We start from the raw sequence: 16512 nt of genomic DNA, 5'->3' as shown, positions 1-16512 counted from the left end.
GTAAAATTGAATCATTTCTGTATATGCCCCCGTACCTCACCGGGATAGAGGGTCCGCCTCCTGAAAGAAACGACCTCCCATCAGTCCATCCCCGCAAATATGGATTATAAAAAATAAATTTCCTATTTTTGCGGCTTCCTACAATCCTGATGGAGTCCTCAAATTTTTTGAAACGAGGAGTCTTGCCCCGGATGAAATACCTCTAAACACGGTCTTTCCCACGTACAATGGCGTCAAGACATGACCTGATTTTTCTCGCATCTTTTAAAAAAATAAGCCCGTTGTACGGTCTTTCCCACGTACAACAGGCTTATCTATTTTCACTTCTATTCGGTTACGCTCGACGCGGGCCGCCTACTGGTAAATGCGCACGCTCCAAGGCTTTGCGGATCGCAAAGAAAAACGGCACCGCGATCACATCGGCCACAATTGCATTTGTCAAAGTGGCTGCCAACTTTGTTACCATTGCAAGCGCCGCAGCCTCTGGTGCAGATCCCACCAAGATTAGCTTCACGAACGAATATCCCAAATACAGAACACAGTAGCAGAGAGAACCACTCACTGCACCCACAATCACACGGGAGAGCTTCCTCGCCGTGTGATCGCCGCCCCATGCGATCAGGCCGCACACAAACGCCATTAGGAATTTAAAAATCAAGGTACTTGGCGCACTGTCCGCCCATCCGCCGATTAAATCAAAAATGCAGGAACCAATGCCAGCCGCAAGGCCGCCATACACCGGCCCCAACAACAGGCCGGCTAAAATGCAAAACACATTTGCAAAGCCAATCATCGTTTTATCCGTTCCCACAGGAATCTGCACTTTAAAGAACATCGTCGCCACCAGGACAAGCGCCGCCATCAGCCCAGTAAGCGCCAGATTGACGCTGGTATTCCGTTCATTCAAATGAAATTTCATGGTCTTCCCCTCCAGACAGTTTAAACAGAGAATCTTGCATCTCTGTCCATTTGTGGTATAATCATAGCGCAAAAGTGTTCATACTAAAATATACAGTTTATAAAAAATTGACCAGTACAGTTTGTGAGGAAATCGTTATGACATACGACTATTTGGTCCTTCATCCGAATGCAGAAGTACCTTTATATCAGCAGCTCTATGAGTCTTTGCGAAATTCAATTGAACGAGGACACCTGACCAGAAATGAAAAACTCCCTTCGATTCGCAAGCTTTCTGAAGATTTGCATTTAAGCCGCACCACAATTGAGATGGCATATCAGCAGCTCTGTGTCGAAGGATATGTGCGCGCCCGCCCGCAAAGCGGCTTTTTTGTAGAAGCCAGTCCTCTTCGTTCAGAACACGCTACCCTCTCAGAACCTCCTGTGCGTTCCCTCCAAGCGGAAACACTGGAGTCCCGTATTCGTTACAATTTTGGCAGTGATTCCGTGGACAGCGTGTGTATTGACCTCAAAATATGGCGCCGTCATATCCGCGATGTGCTAACCCGTCAGGAGGTGTTGACCTCCTATGGTGATCCCCAGGGGGAACCCGCCCTGCGAGAAGCGCTTTCCTCCTATTGTTATGGTGTGCGTGGGGTGAAAGCCAGCCCGGGACAGATCGTGGTTGGTGCGGGTACCCAGCCGCTTTTATATCTACTCTGTGGCCTGCTTTCGGAAAAAACAGTCGCGATGGACGAGCGCGGCTTTCCCCAAGCGGAACGTGTTTTTGCGGACTGCGGTTTCTCAGTTTTACACCTGCCGGCCGATCGGGACGGCATTCGTATGGATGCATTGGAAGCCAGCGGCGTTCGTGCTGTCTTGGTGCGGCCCTCTCACAGCGTTCAAAGTGGAACCGCAATGCCTATGAATCGACGCTTTGCCCTCCTGGAATGGGCAAAGGCTCATCGAGCTCTGGTCATTGAGGATGACTACAACGGCGAATTGCGCTACAATGCCCGCCCCATCCCCGCTATGCAGGGAATGGCAAGCGGGGAACAAGTTGCCTACATTGGTTCCTTTTCCAAATTGCTCCTGCCATCGGTGCGCATAGGGTATATGGTATTGCCGTCCTCTCTGCTTGCGGACTATCGTTCCCGTGTGCGAAGCTACAATCAGACCGCCTCCAAGGTGGAGCAGCTTGCGCTGTGCAGCTATGTCAAAAGCGGGCAATTGGAACGTCATCTTCGCCGTTTGCGCAAACTTTATGCGGCGAAAAGCATAGAGCTCATCCGCTCGGTACAAAAGGCATTTGGACCCCGATGCCGCCTCTTTTTGCAGGAAACGGCGCTTCGGTTGACCTTATTTCTTCCCTATGAAACTCCCTCTGAAGAACTTTGCCAATTAGCCGCTCAGCGTGGGGTCCGGGTGATTGCTGAAAAAGAGCCGGGCAGTGTCACTCTGGGATTTGCTGGCATCCCCTTGGAAGACATCCCTTCAGCAGTGGAACAACTTCACATTGCCTGGGAAACACTTCCCACAGTATGACCTTTCTGCAGCAATCCACACATATAAAAAAGGATGGATAGAATGAATTCCCTTAAAAGCCTTTATTTCGATGCGGCAGAACCCGATAGCCAGCGCTGGAAGATGCTTGTTGAAAAACACGCGAAAAGAGCGCAGACCTTTGAAATCCACTGCTGGAAGGAAGAACCAGAGTGGATCGATCTCGCTTTACAATACGGAATCCCCAAAGAAACCGATTGGCCATATGGTACAGTTATCTCCGGACCCGTAACACCGGAATTCCTTCATATGCTCCTATGTCTACCAAAGCCAATGGATACTGAAATTTACAATAAGATGACTCCGTTTTTTTCCATATTCTTTGATAACGGATTTTCTAGCGAGCACTATGGAACAGAGCTGCACCATGGCGAGCCACATCCTTTGTGAAAACAACATTGCGCTTTGAAAAAAATTGGCGTATGATGGAAAAAAATGCTTTTTCCTGAAAGGAGACATATGTGATGAGAGCTTATGAACGATTTCTACAATATGTGCGTTATCATACCACTTCTGACGACAATGCACCGGCGGATAAATGTCCCACAACCGATCGCCAAAAGGTACTGGGGGCTGCACTTGCTGAGGAACTGCTCAGCTTGGGATTGGCCGATGCCCATATGGATGAATTTGGCTATGTCTACGGAACACTGCCAGCCAATTGTAAAACGGACCAGCCGGTTTTGGGGCTAATTGCACATATGGACACCTCTCCCGCAGCAAGCGGTGAAAATGTGCAAGCACGTATTGTGGAAAACTACAATGGAGGAGACATCCTACTCAACGCGGAAAAGAAGATCGTCATGCGTCCCACAGAATTTGAAAGCCTTCTCGATTACAAAGGACAGGATCTGATTGTGACCGATGGTACGACGCTGCTTGGTTCGGATGACAAAGCGGGGATTGCTGAGATCTTCACTGCGCTGGAACGCCTGACAACGGAAAACATTCCGCACGGTACGATTAAAGTCGGCATTACGCCCGACGAAGAGACCGGACGTGGCGCAGACCGCTTTGATGTAAAGGGATTTGGGGCGCAATATGCCTATACAGTTGACGGAGGAAAACTCGGTGAAATTGAATATGAAAACTTTAATGCCGCAGATGCTAAAGTCACCATCAATGGTGTAAGCGTTCATCCTGGTACAGCCAAGGGCAAGATGAAAAATGCAATCCTAATTGCAATGGAATTTCACTCCATGCTTCCCGTTTTCGAAAATCCGGCCTTTACAGAAGGATATGAGGGGTTCAGCCATCTGGAAGGTATTCAGGGACATGAAGAGCAGACAAGCTTGCACTATATTATCCGAGACCATGATATGGAAAAATTTGAAGTCAAAAAGGCGCGTTTTCAAAAGATTGCGACTTACTTGAATGAGAAATATGGTACAGGAACAGTTGTTCTCAACATCACTGACAGTTATTATAATATGAAACAACAGATCGCTCCTCATATGTTCCTGATTGAAAATGCCGAACAAGCGATGCGTAAAGCTGGGGTTGAACCCCTGGTTGTGCCGATTCGCGGCGGCACGGACGGCGCCCGTCTCTCCTATATGGGACTTCCATGCCCCAACCTCTCCACCGGCGGCCACAATTTCCATGGCCGTTTTGAATACATCCCCATTCAGAGTATGGACAAGATGGTGGACGTTCTGTTAAATCTTGTACGGATTTAATGGGTTCCTTATCCATATAAAACACCAAAACATGAGGCTGTAAGCTGGATTGCTCCGGCTTACAGCCTCATGTTATTTTGTATATTCAACTTTTGAAACACCTACCGCAAGAACCATCGGAGAAGTTGTTCTTTTCTCGCCGTTGCCGGCGGATAACGCACAGGCAAATCCAAAAAACTGGAATTCTTTAGAATGCTCTTATAATGGCTAAATGTGTCAAAACTCTTTTTGCCGTGATAGCTCCCCATCCCGCTCTGACCAACGCCCCCAAATCCCATGTACGGCGTGGCAAGATGTACCACAGTGTCGTTGATGCATCCGCCGCCAAATGGAATTTCCTGCAAGACTCTCTTCTCTGCAATGCGATCCCTGGTAAAAAGATACAGCGCGAGAGGTTTTTCTCGCCCTTTGACAAAATGGATCGCTTCATCCAATGTCGAGAAGGTCAGGATCGGAAGAATCGGGCCAAAGATTTCCTCCTGCATCACCGGCGCATCGGGCGATACGGCATCCAGTAAGGTTGGTGCAATTTTATCCGTGCCGTTGTCCTGGCCGCCCAGTAGAATGTGTTGGTTTTCCAACAGTCCTTTGAGACGTAGAAAGTGTTTTTCATTGATAATCTTTGGATAATGGGGATTATCTATAGGATTCTTTCCATAAAACCATAAGAGGTACCGGCGCATATACGCCACAAGTTCATTTTTTACCTCCCGATGCACCAACAGATAGTCGGGGGCCACGCAGGTCTGGCCTGCGTTGAGAAATTTTCCAAAGACAATCCGCTTTGCTGCCAGCTTGCTATTGGCCGTTCGGTCCACGATACAGGGGCTTTTCCCACCCAATTCCAAGGTGACTGGGGTCAGATGTGCGGCCGCTTTCTCCATCACAAGCTTCCCAACCGCTACGCTTCCCGTGAAAAAGATATAATCAAATTGCTGTTCCAGCAGGGCGGTATTGGTCTCGCGCCCACCTTGTACCACGGTCACATATTCCGGCGGAAAACAAGCACGGAGCAGTTCTTCGATTTCCTGCGCTACATGGGGCGCATAGGCAGAGGGCTTGAGAATCACGGTATTTCCCGCAGCTAAAGCGCCGATCAACGGCTCCATACTCAGCAAAAACGGATAGTTCCATGGAGACAGTATTAAAACCACTCCATATGGTTCTGCTAGGCAAAAACTCCTGGATGGAAACTGGCTTAGCGGTGTTGGCACCCGTTTTTTGGTTGCCCAGCGCGTCATATGCGCGGCTATGTAACGAAGTTCGCTATATGTGAGTCCGAGCTCTGTCATATACCCTTCCATATTGGATTTTCCAAGGTCCTGCCGTAAAGCGCGCAAGAACCTGTGCTCTCGAGCGCGCATTTCCCGCGCGAGACGCTCCAAAGCCACTGCACGAAATGCAAGGTTTCTTGTCTTGCCGTGATCATAAAAGGAGCGCTGTGCCTGTACTAGGTCCGCGATGTGCATCGCATGTTCCTCCTCTCGTCCATAGACCCACCCACTGGCCGCCGCTCAAAAACTGCGTGGAAGCGGCCCAATTGTCTTGCGTTTATTTCAGTAAGCATTTTTCTGAAATGTAGGAATTGGCTTTTATTAGCGGGTCTTGCTTGTCCATTCTTCGATTCATTATATCCACAAAGATTTGAAATTCGCAAGCAAATTTTGTAAAACAAAATATTCCCTTCTGTATTTTTGATGAATCTGCAAATGATAAGAGTGCGCTTTTATCCGATGGGACTTTTCTGCCTATTTGCATATTAAAAAGGTATTTTTGTCATTTCATCGGACCAAGCGTATAGACAGGAGGTGAATCATATGCCGGAAGAGAAAGCCAATGCCGTTTTAAACAACCCACAGATGAAGAAATTTTTCTCAGCACAGCCCTTTTTTGTACAGGAGAGCATTATGCAGACCGGCGTGGGTGCAAGCACTGAAAATGAGCTGAAGCAGTGTGCAGAAAATCTAACCAAAAAACAACCTGCCGAATAAAAATGGCTTTTCCAATTGTTTGATTAAAAGGGTGCTCCTCTCTTTATTCTTTGTCACACCTACTAAGGAAAAGTTCTTTCCAGTCCTGTGTGCGATTTTATGAACGGCCGTCTTAACGGACAAAAACATCCCGCGGATCGCTATTCGCCTTCCGCGGGATGTTTCTTATTGAATCAATTCATCCAAGTAGGACCGGAAGATCTTTACATGTACCTTTTCATCCTCCACGATTCGCAGCAGGATAGCGGAAAGCGAAGCGTCGTGCACCATCGCCGCTTGGCGCCGGTAACGGTCAATTGTCTCTTGTTCTGCCAATAAGTTGCTCTGCATCATGTGAAAAAAGTTTTTGCAGGGCGATACCATATTTCCGTCCCATGTCCGCCTTCGCTGTCGAAAAGAGACCGAGTAAACTGGGTCACCACCCAAAAGACAAATAAGCTGCGCAAAAATGTCGATATGGTGCATCTCTACCATTGCAATTTGCTTTAAAGCTTGGGATGCCTCAGCATTCTTCGCCTCGATAACCCACCCCTGGTAGAGATATTGCATCACAGCGGTCATTTCACTCTGGGCTGCGCACAGATTCATATGCATCAGCCCGGCATACAGACGATTTTTCCCTGCCACTTCAATCGGTGGATAGGGTTCCGGAGAGGCATATACCTTTGCGGTTTCTATGTGCATGTCACGCTTTTCCACGGGAAATCCTCCATTACGAATGAATTCATCAATACATATGCACCGGACAGACCAGCTAGTACCAGATGCCCCTACAGATCGTAGGAGGATTTGACATTTGCGGTAGATGAGCGTATCATTTTTTCCAGAAAGAGGGATGGATCATGGAACAAACCACCATCAAGATCATTGCAGGCTATTGTCCCTATCTCCATGCGGAGCATTCTATCCGCGCTACATATACCCTGATTCCACATCATGGCAGGAAATTTTCCAACTATTGTTGCAAATACGCACAGGAATGTAAGCAGATGGAACATTGCCCATTACAGCGTGCCGCAATATTAAACGAAAATTGACGCATATTTTTACTTCCATAGGCGAATGCTATGGAAGGGTGATCGAATGTTGGAAACACCGCTTGGCTTTGGAATGCCGATGATTCAATGCCCAGAGGCCATACAGTACCTGGAAGTGGATTGTTCGGTCGACTTCCTTCTGGAGACACAGCCCAATCCTGAGTTGAGAGAAGTCCGACGTACGCAGGAACACGGTTTTGCTACAGCGTTTCAAGAGGCATTTCGTTGGCGTGTATAACTTGCATTCTTATTGGTATAAAAATTAATATGAAAAGCCGCTGTCCATTCTGCACACATTGGACAGCGGCTTCTTTTAAATAACTCTCAATTCGATTAAAGGATCGAACTATCGGCGGATGATGCTTGCAGTTGAATACGTTCAACCATTTCCGCCAAGGAGGTGGCCCGCAAGGTAATCTCCACCTCTTGATCGATGGCGTCCCAAACATGCCGCTTCAAAAAAGCGCGCAACGGTGTCCCTGCATCAAGCTCTTCAGAAATGGACAGATCCCCCTCCAACGCCTCTAATATTGACTGCAAAGAAATCTGTTCCGCTGGTCTGGCAAGAGAATATCCCCCTTGCGCACCAGCCATTCCCAAAACAAAACCCGCGCGCTTTAATGCAGAAAAAATACTTTCCAAGTAGTTGAGGGACAGGTCCTGTCGCGCGGCAATTGCAGCCAATGGCACACGCCCCTCCTCGGCATGCAAGGCTAGATCGATCATCGCCCGCAGTCCATAGCGGCCTCGAGTCGATATTTTCATCGGGGCATTCCCCCTTCCTGTTCGGTCTTCCATTCAGTCCGAAGGCGATCGAGTGTAATACTATCCGCTGCACGCGCAAGGGCATCCGATAATTCCACCCACACCTGCCTGCTGATACAAGTGCCTCGTACCCTGCTGGTACAGGCGGAGAGCGACTCCACACACTTGACAGGAACCAAACTCCCCTCTACTGCTCGGATGATTTGGCCAACAGAAATTTCCGAAAGCGGTTGATTAAAAATGAAACCTCCCCGGGCACCGCGCACAGTACGAATGATGCCCGACTGTTTAAGCTTAAAAAAGATTTGCTCCAAATAAGCAGCGGAAATCCCAGTCCCTGTAGCGATCTCTTTGATGCTTACCGCTCGATCCGGCGTCGCAATCGCCATATAAAAAAGCCCCTCGAGTGCATAACGGCCCTTGGTTGAAAGCTTCATAGCACTTCCCCTCTGTATGACTGCATTTGATTGTCTACTATTATACTATGATTTGGGGACCGATGCAATAAAAACAAGATTTTTCCTATTGACTTTGTCATATATATGGAATATAATAGGGAAAAATTTAATCCTTACTAATTTAATAGGAATTCAAGCAGTCTGCTAAAAACCAGATAGAATGGAGCGAATGTACATGAAGATTTCCAAAAAATTGACGGATCTGATCGGCCATACCCCTCTTCTCGAATTGTCAAATTATGAAGCAAAGCACAACCTGGAAGCCACACTTGTGGCAAAGCTGGAGTCCTTTAACCCGCTTTCCTCTGTAAAGGATCGCGTCGGTTTCGCACTGATTCAAGACGCAGAAGAGCGTGGTCTTATCAATTCGGATACAACTATTATTGAACCGACCAGCGGCAATACTGGCGTAGGGCTTGCCTTTGTGGCAGCTTCCAAAGGGTATCGACTGATTTTGACCATGCCGGAAACCATGAGCTTAGAACGCCGCCGCTTGGTATCCGCCCTCGGTGCAGAACTTGTCCTCACCGAGGGGGCTGCCGGTATGAAAGGCGCCATTGCCAAGGCAGAGGAGCTCGCAAAAGAAATTCCCAACTCCTTTATCCCTGGCCAGTTCACCAATCCAGCCAATCCGGCCGCTCATCGTGCCACAACTGCCCAGGAGATTTGGGCTGATACGGACGGCAAAGTCGATATTTTTGTCGCTGGAATGGGAACTGGTGGAACCATCACCGGCACAGGGGAAGGTCTGAAATCCTACAATCCGAAGATTCGAATTGTCGGTGTGGAACCTGCGTCCTCCCCCGTCATCACGCAGGGAAAGGCTGGACCTCACAAAATTCAGGGCATTGGCGCTGGATTTGTTCCGGATATTCTCAATACAGACATTCTCGATGAGGTTCTCACTGTGACCAACGAGGACGCATATGCTACCACTAAGGAACTCGCAAGAACAGAAGGTCTACTGGCCGGCATTTCCTCCGGTGCTGCTGTCTATGCGGCAACACAGCTTGCAAAACGTCCAGAAAACAAAGGGAAACAAATTGTCGTCCTGCTGCCGGATACAGGAGAGCGCTACCTCTCCACTGGTGTATTTGATGCAGAATAAGTTCTAAAACAAAGGAACGCGCTCTGGGTTGTAGGCAACCTCAGAGCGCGTTCCTTTGCCGGAAAAGACCGTTTGACAAACCTGTAGAACCGCAGTAAAATAAAAGAAATTCACAGAAAAGTCCATTCTTTGTAGAATTTTTTGGGGTTAGAACCTCATCTGATAGGAGGAGTTGAGCATGAGTACCAAAACCATCATTACCATTGCGCGGCAATATGGCAGCGGCGGAAGAGAAATCGGGGAAAAAGTCGCCAAGCGGTTGGGGATTCCTTTTTATAATAAGGATTTGATTACATTAGCGGCAAAGCAAAGCGGCATGAGCCCCGAAATTTTTGAAAAGGCGGATGAAAAAGCTACCAACAGTTTGTTATATTCATTGATGATGGGAAACTATACCTTTGGAAGCCAAATAACACCGATGGATAATTTGCCCATCAATGACAAATTATTCTTAGCACAGTCTCAAATCATCCGCGAGGCGGCGGAAAAAGGCCCCTGTGTCATAGTGGGCCGCTGCGCCGATTACGTTCTGCGTGAAAATAAAAATTGTCTGCATGTATTTATCTACGCGGATCATTTTGCACGTATGGACCGAATCATCAAAAAATACGACGTCGATCCGGCTAAAGCAGCAGATACACTGGTGAAACAAGATAAACAGCGTGCAAATTATTACAACTTTTACTCCAACCAAAAGTGGGGAAGCCCGGAAAATTATCACCTTATGTTGGAATCCTCTGCCTTTGGCATTGAAAATTCCATCGACTTGATCTGCAAAGCTGTAGAGATGAAGGAAAACGCCCGGTAATCCATTCCCTACCGTGCTTTTCTGATCGGGCCCTTTCGGATCGCCGTCAAACGGCCTCCTGAAGGGGCCTTTTCTCATTCGGAAATCTAAAAGTAAAGGAGTTCTTTCCGTGAAAAAACTTCACGCTGGCGCCACAGATATGACCAGTGGCAGCCCTTACCGGCTCTTGTTCCTGATTTACCGCTCCGTTGCTGTTGGGAAATGTGTTTCAGCAGCTCTACAATATGGTGGATAGCATTGTTGTAGGAAATTTTATCGGAGAAAAGGCGCTTGCCGCAGTAGGAACCGGGTTTCCCATCATCTTTATGATGAGCTCTCTGTTTATGGGACTGAGCACGGGTGCAACGATTATGATTTCACAATACTACGGTGCGAGGGACATGGAAAATGTCCGTGCGACGGTCAACACCATCTACACCGCGATGATGATTGGGATCATCCCACTCACAATCATCGGCATTTTATGCAGCCGGCCATTGCTCCTCTTGATGAATGTCCCAAACGATGGTACATTGGAGCTCGCAGAAATCTATATGATTGTGATTTTTGTCGGTATGATCGGCACCCTTGGATTTAATATCAACGCAGGTATTCTACAGGGTTTAGGAGACAGCCGTACATCCTTACTGTTTCTTTCTACCGCAGCAGGAATCAATATCGTGTTGGACCTGGCTTTCACATTCTGCGGGATGGTGTTTTGGGTAGCCTTAGCACCATTCTTGCACAGATCACTTCCTGGTTGTTCGGCGTGTACTTTATCAACCGGCATTACACATTCCTACATATTCATCTCTTCCAATTTCACTTCAATCGTTCCCTGTTTCAAAAGGCTATTAAGCTAGGGGTTCCTTCCGGTATTCAGCAAGCTTTATTTGCCGTTGGGATTATGGCCATGCAGGCATTGGTCAACAGTTATGGCTCTACCTTTACCGCTGGTTTTAATGGCGCCAATAAAATCGATACATTTGTGTTTCTTCCCATTCAAAGTATGTCTACTGCTGTCACCACCTATGTCGGCCAAAATGTCGGCGCCGCCCGTATGGTACGGGTACACCGCGGTACGCGCGCTGGACTGACACTGTGTGTAGGTGCAAGCATCCTCATCAGTGTGGTGGTTTTTCCGCTCAGTGATCTGTTGATGCATATGTTCAGCCAAAGCCCCGCCGTCATAGAAGCTGGTGTTTATTATCTGCATGCATTGCTTCCCTTCTATTTCTTGTGTGCAATTCTTTTTATTCTCAGCGCTGTCCTACGCGGAGCTGGTTCCATGATCGTCCCCATGGCGGCAAGCTTGCTTTCGCTGTGGTTGGCAAGGGTTCCTATCGCCTATTGGATTGCAGGTGTCTGGGGGAAAGAATTTATCTACTATTCCTATCCCGTCAGCTGGGCGATTGGCATTATCATCGTCTTGGTATCCTATCTACATGGCGGCTGGAAAAAGAAAACCATTGTCACTCCTTCCACAACCGTATAACCGCGGCGGACAGTATGGAATGCTGTCCGCTTATTTTTCATCTATCTCTTGCAGGAAGGAGCGTTCCCCTCTTTTGCAACCGGCCGATCGTAAAGGTAGAATTCCATTGTGGCGGATTGTCCTTTAAGGGTGACTGTGCATCTGTACTGCTGCCGGCGAATCATTCCTTGGTGTTCATAGAATCCAAAATTACAACTTGTATCCGTGAATAGATAGAAACTGGGAACCCCCCTTCGAGCCATATACTGAAGCAAACTGTGAAACAGTTGCTTTCCAAGTCCCAATCCACGATATTCCGGAGATAAAGCAAATAAGGCTACTTCTCCTTTATAAGGCTTATCACATTGTTCCAAAAGCTTTTGATCCACCCCATCGATTGCCTGATAAAATTTGAGAAACTGCCTTCCCTCTTTCATCATGAGAAGTTGGATGACTCCTAGGATCTGGCGCATTCGATACTTGAATGGACAATGGTGGTTCTCGATGTCTTTTCCCAAAATGACGCCCACCGGAAGGCCGTCGGCTTCCGCTATGCGCGAAAAGGTCTGGTTTGCCAAACAGGATGCCAAATAAACCTTTGCCAGTTTTTTCGCCGTCTTTGGAGAGGCAAATCGATCATAGTTCCAAGTCACTCGGATCACATCTTCCAGTGCTTTCAAATCGTCCCATTTCAGATCTCTCAATAGAATGTTCATCTTTTTTCCTTTCTGCCTATTCTTAAAAAATTCTATACGCATCATAAACGATTCAGCAACTGTAAAGTCAAGGAGAATTTTTGTGAAATCAAATGAGTTAAAGTTAACGACCTCCCAATTTGCAAAACTACACCATGTGAACAAAAGGACGCTTCATTATTACGACAGCATCGGTCTATTTTCCCCTAAATGGAAAGGAGCGAACGGCTATCGTTACTACGACTATGCGCAAAGCATGGAATTCGCTTTTATACGTATGCTAAAAGAACTAAATTTGCGCATTGATGAGATCAAAGAGATTGTTTGTAAACTTGATGAGCAGAAATTTTTACAAACAGTGGACCGCAAACAGGAAGAAATTGCAGAGGAGATCAAAGCATTAGAAAGAACCCAGAAAATTCTTGAAAAGAAGCAGAAGCAACTGTTGTTGTCCCAGGAGATCACGGACATGGAATTACGCTTTGTCTCCTGTCAAGATGAATATCTATTGACTGCCCCCTATCGCTTTGCAAATGACGATGTTGCCGAGGTATTCCGATTTGTCCAGAACATCTGGCAACCGGAACAATACCGTTTGGGAGTCGGAAGCTATATATCTCTCGAAAAAGTCCAAAATGCGGCGTTTGAGGTATACGACGGCTTGTTTTCCCCAACTGAAAAACCAAAAGAGAACGATCGTGTCCTATTAAAACCAAAGGGGACCTATTTATGTGGCTATTTATGTGGAAGTTGGGAACGCCTTCCAGCGCTGTATCAGAAGATGTTTCGCCTGGCAAAAGAGCACGGATTGCACTTTACCGGCTACGCTTACGAAATCGGGATCAATGATTTTGCTGTGTCTGACATCCAGGATTATGTCACTCAGGTTTCCATTCAAGTCCAGAACCCGAGTACGACGGATCTTTAAACCGAAATGAGGAGCCCTTCCCATAGTATGGGAAGGGCTCCTCATTGCATCAAAAGGGTATTTAATCACGCCGGTTTTTATTGTAGACGATCAATAGGCCTTTTAACATCAGATTGTCGTCACAGATAATCTTTCTGCGGCAATGTGGAACAATCACACGCGCAAGGCCGCCAGTCGCAATGACCGTCGGCGCTTCTCCCAGTTCTTCTGCAACACGTTCTACGATACCGTCCAGCATGGCGGCATTTCCATAAATCGCACCACTCTTCATGCAATCGATCGTATTCGTCCCAACCAAGCGTTTGGGCGCCTCCAGACCGATATGCGGCAACTGCGATGCACGGTTCGAAATTGCCTCTACTCCAACGACAACGCCAGGCATAATCATGCCACCCAAGTAGTTCCCCTTTTTGTCCACCACAGAAAGGGTGGTCGCTGTTCCGAGATCAAAAATCATAACAGGTTTTGGGTACTCGGCGATCGCTGCCACTGCATCAACCACCAGATCGCTGCCAAGCTGCGCCGGGTTGTCAATCAAAATATTCAACCCGGTCTTTAGGCCGCTCCCCACCACCATACATGGTTTCCCTGTGATTTTTTCTAAAGCAAGGCGTAGCGTAGTTGCCAACGCGGGGACCACCGTGGATATGATGCTTCCTTCCATCTCAGACGGCGTATATCCATTTAATTCAATCAGATTTTTCATTAAAACCGCATACTCATCGTTGGATTTAAAGCGGTCTGTGGAGATCCGCACAGTAAAATAGATTTTTTCATTGTCGATGCCGCCCAACACAATGTTGCTATTTCCAACATCAATGGCAAGAATCATCTGTGTGTCATCCTTTCTGCCTTTTACTGTCTTATACGCGGCCCTTTCTTTGCAATCCCAGCAGGGCCTTTCCAATCGCTACCGTCAATACAATGGCGGCGGCAGCCTCCGGTACACCATTTGCACCCACTACCGCCAGAATGGCACCCATAACTGCGTCGGCAGGGATTCCTTTAATCGCCGCATAAGCATCCTTAAAAATCAGGAAAATACTGCCCATAACCAAAATCGTGTTGGTAAAAGAGCCAGCCAAAGCTCCAACGGCCAGGGACAAAAATTCTCCCTTTGTGCTTTTTTTCATCAGCTTTTGGAACAGCGCAAATACATAATACGCCACAACCCCCACCAAAATACGCGGGATAAAACAGATAAACAAACTCCAAATGCTGCCGTTCGGCGTGCCCGGAAGCGGGATCGCCGGCGAAAATGCAAAGGAAAGCGCCGTCGGCATAAAGGTATTGCTGATAAAACTTGTCAGCCCAAACAATACGCCCAAAATAGCGCCCTTCTTTGGCCCTAGAACAATTGCACCAAGTATTACCGGCACGTGGACGATCGTGGCCTTGATGATTGGAAGCTGAATATAACCAATCGGCGTAAAGGCCAACAACAGGATGATGGCCGCGAACAAGGCTAACAGCACAAAATCGCGGTACTTTGCGGTCTGACGATTCATTTTTACTACCTCCTGCTGCTGCTCTTTTGAAAAAGATGCAGCGCAATTTTTCGCCTTTATTATACGCTAAGATCGTTAAAAAATCAACAATATATTTCCCCATATCCAATGAGCAAGCCATTTCTGCAACTATACGCGGACTAGAATCCGTGTTATAATAACATTGAAAAGGCCATCCGCTTTTTACAGGCATATGAAACAAACCAATGGACTGTTGTTCCATAACATTGCCCGGTAGCTATAGTGCGTCTGTTTCAGAGCCGTTTTCGAATCAGGCGTTATATGGACCAGCCTATGGGGCTATTCAGGTATTCTCCTGTAAGAAACCTGATATATTCACAGAAAACGCACAAAGTACACGGTGGAACAATCACGAGAAATGGGGGAATAACATTGTTGCGAGGAAAGACCATACTGTTGGGCGTCACCGGTGGAATTGCCGCGTACAAAGCCGCCTATTTGGCCAGTGCTCTTCACAAGCAGGGATGCCATGTCCATGTTTTGATGACCCAAAATGCCACAAATTTTATCAATCCCATCACCTTTGAAAGTTTGACGGGAAACAAATGTCTCGTAGATACCTTTGACCGCAACTTCCAATTTCAAGTAGAACACGTTTCGATTGCCAAGGCTGCCGATCTCTGCCTGATTGCCCCGGCAACCGCCAATGTGATTGCAAAAATGGCCCATGGCTTGGCAGACGACATGCTGACTACAACCGTTTTGGCCTGCCAGTGTAAAAAACTGGTTTCTCCTGCCATGAATACCAGGATGTATGAAAATCCAATTACGCAAGATAATCTGAATATTCTGCGAAAGTATGGATTCACCGTCATTGAACCCAGTTCGGGCTATCTTGCTTGTGGAGATACCGGCGCCGGAAAATTCCCCGACCCTGAAGTGATCTTGGAATATGTCTACCAAGAATTGGAATATGCAAAAGATATGGTTGGGCTGCACGTGCTGGTCACCGCTGGACCGACACAGGAATCCATCGATCCGGTGCGCTACATCACCAATCATTCTACCGGAAAAATGGGCTATGCGCTTGCACAAAATGCAGCGCGGCGCGGTGCAACCGTCACGCTGGTTACCGGACCTACCGCTCTGAAGCCGCCGGCATTTGTCGATGTCGTCCCTATTACTACCGCACAGGAAATGTTTGAGGCCGTTGCCTCCCGCAGCGAGCAGCAGGACATTCTTGTAAAAGCAGCCGCTGTTGCAGATTATCGCCCTGCATTGGTTCATGAAGAGAAGATGAAAAAGCAGGACAGCGATTGCAGCTTGGCCTTGGAACGTACCACCGATATTCTTCAATATTTGGGAGAACACCGCCGGCCAGGGCAATTTCTCTGTGGATTCTCCATGGAAACACAAAACATGTTGGAAAATTCACGAAAAAAACTTGCTAAAAAGCACGCAGATATGATTGTTGCAAACAATTTAAAGGTTTCCGGAGCCGGTTTTGGTACGGATACCAACATTGTCACACTGATTACCGCTGAAACGGAGATGGAACTTCCACAGCTCTCCAAGGAAGAAACTGCTTCGCGTATTTTTGACCATATTCTGGAAATACGCGCGCAGAAACGTGAATAAATATCTTATATTCGGCTAACAAT

At 47.3% G+C, this 16512-nt stretch carries 21 protein-coding genes; 13 read left to right on the top strand and 8 right to left on the bottom strand.

All coding sequences use genetic code 11. From position 1 onward, the window contains the following. Positions 1-334: 334 nt before the first annotated feature. Complete coding sequence (locus ACGCCZ_RS11865) at positions 335-919, bottom strand: ECF transporter S component (protein ID WP_054324340.1); 585 nt, start codon at positions 917-919, stop codon at positions 335-337. 137 nt (positions 920-1056) lie between these two features. On the opposite strand from ACGCCZ_RS11865, the gene ACGCCZ_RS11860 reads away from it, so the two are divergent. The 3 genes from ACGCCZ_RS11860 to pepT all read left to right on the top strand — a co-directional run bounded on the left by ACGCCZ_RS11860 (position 1057) and on the right by pepT (position 4139). Continuing rightward, positions 1057-2442, top strand: a complete 1386-nt coding sequence (locus tag ACGCCZ_RS11860) for a PLP-dependent aminotransferase family protein (RefSeq protein ID WP_054324341.1) — start codon at positions 1057-1059, stop codon at positions 2440-2442. Between the two features lie 42 nt (positions 2443-2484). After that, entirely contained in the window at positions 2485-2850 is a 366-nt protein-coding gene (locus ACGCCZ_RS11855) for a hypothetical protein (RefSeq protein ID WP_085533179.1), read from the top strand. Between the two features lie 74 nt (positions 2851-2924). After that, positions 2925-4139 carry a peptidase T gene (gene pepT / locus ACGCCZ_RS11850; RefSeq protein WP_054324343.1) on the top strand — a complete coding sequence of 405 codons (1215 nt, stop codon included), beginning with the start codon at positions 2925-2927 and terminating at the stop codon, positions 4137-4139. Positions 4140-4240: 101 nt separating this feature from the next. Here pepT and ACGCCZ_RS11845 read toward each other — a convergent pair whose 3' ends face one another. After that, positions 4241-5608, bottom strand: coding sequence for an aldehyde dehydrogenase (locus ACGCCZ_RS11845; RefSeq protein ID WP_054324344.1), 1368 nt, complete (start codon positions 5606-5608; stop codon positions 4241-4243). A gap of 348 nt (positions 5609-5956) precedes the next feature. Here ACGCCZ_RS11845 and ACGCCZ_RS11840 point away from each other — a divergent pair, with 348 nt between their 5' ends. Beyond that, on the top strand, positions 5957-6130 hold the full coding sequence (locus tag ACGCCZ_RS11840; RefSeq protein ID WP_162838197.1) for a hypothetical protein: 174 nt from the start codon (positions 5957-5959) through the stop codon (positions 6128-6130). A gap of 165 nt (positions 6131-6295) precedes the next feature. Here ACGCCZ_RS11840 and ACGCCZ_RS11835 read toward each other — a convergent pair whose 3' ends face one another. Beyond that, positions 6296-6829, bottom strand: coding sequence for a ferritin-like domain-containing protein (locus tag ACGCCZ_RS11835; protein WP_054324345.1), 534 nt, complete (start codon positions 6827-6829; stop codon positions 6296-6298). A gap of 143 nt (positions 6830-6972) precedes the next feature. Between ACGCCZ_RS11835 and ACGCCZ_RS11830 the strand changes: the two genes are divergently transcribed. Together ACGCCZ_RS11830 and ACGCCZ_RS11825 are read left to right on the top strand one after the other, a co-directional pair. Continuing rightward, a complete protein-coding gene (locus tag ACGCCZ_RS11830) occupies positions 6973-7167 on the top strand; it encodes a hypothetical protein (protein ID WP_054324346.1) in 195 nt (64 codons plus the stop codon). Positions 7168-7213: 46 nt separating this feature from the next. Next, positions 7214-7405 (top strand): hypothetical protein, encoded by a 192-nt coding sequence (locus ACGCCZ_RS11825; protein WP_411656128.1) that lies wholly within the window; start codon positions 7214-7216, stop codon positions 7403-7405. Between the two features lie 95 nt (positions 7406-7500). Here ACGCCZ_RS11825 and ACGCCZ_RS11820 read toward each other — a convergent pair whose 3' ends face one another. Both ACGCCZ_RS11820 and ACGCCZ_RS11815 read right to left on the bottom strand, forming a co-directional pair. Then, positions 7501-7932: an RrF2 family transcriptional regulator gene (locus ACGCCZ_RS11820; RefSeq protein ID WP_054324348.1), complete on the bottom strand. Its 432-nt coding sequence runs from the start codon at positions 7930-7932 to the stop codon at positions 7501-7503. Next, positions 7929-8369, bottom strand: coding sequence for an RrF2 family transcriptional regulator (locus tag ACGCCZ_RS11815; protein ID WP_054324349.1), 441 nt, complete (start codon positions 8367-8369; stop codon positions 7929-7931). The genes ACGCCZ_RS11820 and ACGCCZ_RS11815 overlap by 4 nt, the downstream gene beginning before the upstream one ends. Before the next feature lie 196 nt (positions 8370-8565). Here ACGCCZ_RS11815 and cysK point away from each other — a divergent pair, with 196 nt between their 5' ends. From cysK to ACGCCZ_RS11790, 5 genes are all read left to right on the top strand, one after another. Further along, entirely contained in the window at positions 8566-9498 is a 933-nt protein-coding gene (cysK, locus tag ACGCCZ_RS11810) for a cysteine synthase A (RefSeq protein ID WP_054324350.1), read from the top strand. 178 nt (positions 9499-9676) lie between these two features. Beyond that, a complete protein-coding gene (locus ACGCCZ_RS11805; protein ID WP_054324351.1) occupies positions 9677-10306 on the top strand; it encodes an AAA family ATPase in 630 nt (209 codons plus the stop codon). Between the two features lie 109 nt (positions 10307-10415). Next, positions 10416-10541 carry a hypothetical protein gene (locus ACGCCZ_RS11800; RefSeq protein ID WP_411656127.1) on the top strand — a complete coding sequence of 42 codons (126 nt, stop codon included), beginning with the start codon at positions 10416-10418 and terminating at the stop codon, positions 10539-10541. Further along, positions 10531-11148 carry an MATE family efflux transporter gene (locus tag ACGCCZ_RS11795; RefSeq protein ID WP_411656126.1) on the top strand — a complete coding sequence of 206 codons (618 nt, stop codon included), beginning with the start codon at positions 10531-10533 and terminating at the stop codon, positions 11146-11148. The genes ACGCCZ_RS11800 and ACGCCZ_RS11795 overlap by 11 nt, the downstream gene beginning before the upstream one ends. Continuing rightward, entirely contained in the window at positions 11055-11780 is a 726-nt protein-coding gene (locus ACGCCZ_RS11790) for an MATE family efflux transporter (RefSeq protein ID WP_411656226.1), read from the top strand. Before ACGCCZ_RS11795 ends, ACGCCZ_RS11790 begins: the two co-directional genes overlap by 94 nt. A gap of 41 nt (positions 11781-11821) precedes the next feature. On the opposite strand, the gene ACGCCZ_RS11785 is transcribed toward ACGCCZ_RS11790, so the two are convergent. Continuing rightward, complete coding sequence (locus tag ACGCCZ_RS11785; protein WP_411656125.1) at positions 11822-12475, bottom strand: GNAT family N-acetyltransferase; 654 nt, start codon at positions 12473-12475, stop codon at positions 11822-11824. 82 nt (positions 12476-12557) lie between these two features. Between ACGCCZ_RS11785 and ACGCCZ_RS11780 the strand changes: the two genes are divergently transcribed. After that, a complete protein-coding gene (locus ACGCCZ_RS11780; RefSeq protein WP_054324353.1) occupies positions 12558-13382 on the top strand; it encodes a MerR family transcriptional regulator in 825 nt (274 codons plus the stop codon). A gap of 61 nt (positions 13383-13443) precedes the next feature. Here ACGCCZ_RS11780 and ACGCCZ_RS11775 read toward each other — a convergent pair whose 3' ends face one another. Together ACGCCZ_RS11775 and ACGCCZ_RS11770 are read right to left on the bottom strand one after the other, a co-directional pair. Beyond that, positions 13444-14214, bottom strand: coding sequence for a type III pantothenate kinase (locus tag ACGCCZ_RS11775; RefSeq protein ID WP_054324354.1), 771 nt, complete (start codon positions 14212-14214; stop codon positions 13444-13446). A 31-nt stretch (positions 14215-14245) separates the two neighbouring features. Next, positions 14246-14890: an ECF transporter S component gene (locus ACGCCZ_RS11770; RefSeq protein WP_085533188.1), complete on the bottom strand. Its 645-nt coding sequence runs from the start codon at positions 14888-14890 to the stop codon at positions 14246-14248. A gap of 393 nt (positions 14891-15283) precedes the next feature. On the opposite strand from ACGCCZ_RS11770, the gene coaBC reads away from it, so the two are divergent. Continuing rightward, on the top strand, positions 15284-16489 hold the full coding sequence (gene coaBC, locus ACGCCZ_RS11765; RefSeq protein ID WP_054324355.1) for a bifunctional phosphopantothenoylcysteine decarboxylase/phosphopantothenate--cysteine ligase CoaBC: 1206 nt from the start codon (positions 15284-15286) through the stop codon (positions 16487-16489). Positions 16490-16512: the final 23 nt, after the last annotated feature.

The organism is Anaeromassilibacillus sp. SJQ-1 (assembly GCF_046693725.1).
In the GTDB taxonomy this organism is placed as follows: Bacteria; Bacillota; Clostridia; order Oscillospirales; family Acutalibacteraceae; genus Anaeromassilibacillus.
The sequence above is the reverse complement of the archived record's forward strand: the minus strand, read 5'-3'. Positions and strand labels throughout refer to the sequence as shown.